The 2,572-nt window shown below is 72.6% G+C and carries 4 protein-coding genes; all 4 read right to left on the bottom strand.

Annotation, left to right across the window (positions count from 1 at the left end; genetic code table 11):
• Positions 1–277, bottom strand: a 277-nt coding sequence (locus tag E1293_RS49090) for a hypothetical protein (protein ID WP_424923738.1), incomplete at its 3' end; no start/stop codon positions are given.
• 76 nt (positions 278–353) lie between these two features.
• On the bottom strand, positions 354–761 hold the full coding sequence (locus tag E1293_RS46270) for a hypothetical protein (RefSeq protein WP_132206409.1): 408 nt from the start codon (positions 759–761) through the stop codon (positions 354–356).
• 93 nt (positions 762–854) lie between these two features.
• A complete protein-coding gene (locus E1293_RS46275) occupies positions 855–2,261 on the bottom strand; it encodes a S8 family serine peptidase (RefSeq protein ID WP_132206411.1) in 1,407 nt (468 codons plus the stop codon).
• A gap of 106 nt (positions 2,262–2,367) precedes the next feature.
• Positions 2,368–2,572: hypothetical protein (locus tag E1293_RS48350; RefSeq protein WP_207939528.1), on the bottom strand; the 205-nt coding region annotated here is incomplete at its 5' end.

Genomic DNA, 2,572 nt, shown 5'->3' on the forward strand with positions numbered 1-2,572 from the left:
CCACCGGCTCGGGCAGCACGGGGGCGGGCAGCACGGGCTCCGGCGGTACGGGGGCGCCCACCATGGGCCCCGGCGCCGCCGGGGGCGGCGGTGCGGGCGCGGGAGGCTCCGGGACGGCCGGCGGTCGCTCGCGCTGCTCGGTGGCCGCCTGGGCCGCCTCCGCGCCCCAGGCGGCACCCGCGGCGGGGTTCTCCGGCGCGGTGCCGAGGGTCTTCAGGCCGCGCTGGGACACACCGAGATCACGCAACACGGAGTGCTGCCAGCTCGAGTCCGGCACTCCGCCTCCTTTCGTCGCCCGCCAGCCTATGAGGTCCCGAGCTCCTCCTGACCATCCGGCGGCCGGGAAATTCCCGTCAGCCGCCGGACGGCTGCGACTGCGACGCGCACGCCGCGGCGTCCTTGTTCACCTGGTCGGTGCTCTTGCCGCCCGTGTTCTTCGGCGCCATGACCGGGTTGTTCGGGTCGAGTTCGGGCATGTCGTAGCCCTTCTTGACCATGCAGTTCCGGAGCTTGGTCAGCGACTCGCGCTGCGCGGCCGTGAGCTTGCCGCCGCCCTTGGAACCGCCGCCGCCCGAGCCGCCGCCGTTGGAGCCGCCGTTCCCGGTGACGGTGCCGCCACCGCCCTGCGTCGCGGGAGCGCTGCTGGCGCCGCCGTTCCCGGAGATGGTGCCGCCACCGCCACCGTCGTCAGAGTCTCCGCAAGCGCTGAGGCCCACCGTCAGCACGAATGCGGCGGCCGGAATGACCAGGAGCTTCTTCATGACCACTCTTTCTGTCCCTTGATCGCACACCGGAGGCGACCGTCCGCGCGCACGATACCGAGCGCGGGGACGGTCGCGACGAAGAAAGCGGAACTAGTTCTGGGGGCCTCCGGGACCCTGCGGAGGCGTGTACGGCCGGCCGCCCTGCGGGCCTCCCGGCGGCGGCCCCTGCGGACCGCCCCACCCGGGCGGCGCACCCGCCGGCCCGCCCTGCGGAGGCACCGGCTGCCCGCCCTGCGGCGGGAACCCGCCCTGCTGCGGAGGCGGCGCCTGACCGCCCCAGCCGGGCGGCGGTCCGGACGGCCCGCCCTGCGGCGGACCCGGAGGCGGGCTCTTCTTCTTGCCGCGCCTGACGATGACGAAGAACACGACCAGGCCGATCACCACGATCGCGCCCACCACGATGATGATGACGAGGAGCCGCTGGTCCGCCGCGTCGGCCTTCTTCGTGGCCTCCGACTTCGGCACCTTGGTGGCGGTCTCCTTGACCTTCGGGTGGTCCTTCAGCCACTGGTCGTACTTGGCGAACACGGGGTTCGGCGCGTTCGCCGGGACCTGCGCGCTCAGTGCGTCGGCCGGGATGATGACCCCGCTGCCGGTCAGCTGGTCCTTCCCGGGAGGCCCGGCGTCCTTGGTCGTGTTGATGAGCCGCTGGACGACCTCGCGCGCCGGCATCTGCGGGTTCTTCGAGCGCATCAGCGCGGCCACCGCCGACGTCAGCGCCGTCGCCTGGCTCGTCCCGGACACGTTGTCGGTGATCTGACCGTTGGCGAGCACGGCGTTCACCCGGAAGCCGGGCGCCGCGACGGCGACATAGGGTTGCCGCTCGGTGTCCTCCCAGGCCCGCTTCTGGTTGTCCACGGCCCCCACCGCCAGCACTCCCGCGCAGTTCGCGGGCGCCATCGACGGGTTGCCGCCAGTGCCGCTGTTGCCGGCGCCGGCGATGACCACGACGTCCTTCTGCAGGGCGTACAGGACGGCCTCCTGCAGTTCCTCCTGGCACCTGCCCAGCCCGCGGGACGCCTGCGAGATGTTAATGACCTTGGCGCCGCGGTCGACGGCGAACCTGATCGCCTTGTCCCAGTTGGTCAGGTTGGAGGCCACCGACATGATCTTCGCCTCGGGCGCCACGCCGACATAGCCCGTGCCCGAGCCGTTGGCCGCGATGAGGGCGGCCATCGCGGTGCCGTGCGAGAGCGTCACGTCGGAGGTCGCGCCGCGCTGGCCGTCGGTGCCGCCGATGTCGAGGTTGGTGCCCTTGTTCAGGTTGGCGCCCGGCACGACGACGCCCTGCAGTTCGGGGATCTGGCCGTTGACGCCGTTGTCGAGGACCGCGACGGTGACGCCCGCCCCCTTGCTGACGGGCCAGACCTTCTGCTGGACCGCCCAGGCCTTGAACCACCACTGGTCGGTCCGCGGGCCGGGAGTCGCGGCGGCCGGTGCCGCCGTGGTCAGGACCAGAGCTGAGGTCGCTCCGATCGCGGCGAGCCATCGAGTCATCCGTCGCACAACGCACCCTCACTACGCGAACACGGCGTGAGCAGTCCAAGAACCTTGAATCTGCTCACGCCGTCTCCTGCTTCGTCTGGTGACCGAGCCTAAGGGGTCAGCCGATCACGGGGGGAGCGGTGTCGTCATCATTTCCGCCCCACACGTCCTCGTCCTCCATGAGCCAGGTGGTGCGCTCGTGGTCTTCCTCGCCCTTGCCACCGCCGCCGCCACCGCGGCCGCCGGGCGCGCCCATGCCGCCGCGACCCGCGCCGGCGCGACCCGCGCCCCTGGCACCGCCGAGGCCGCCCTTGGCGCCGCCC

Origin of the sequence: Actinomadura darangshiensis, assembly GCF_004349235.1 — a bacterium.
Taxonomy (GTDB): Bacteria; Actinomycetota; Actinomycetes; order Streptosporangiales; family Streptosporangiaceae; genus Spirillospora; species Spirillospora darangshiensis.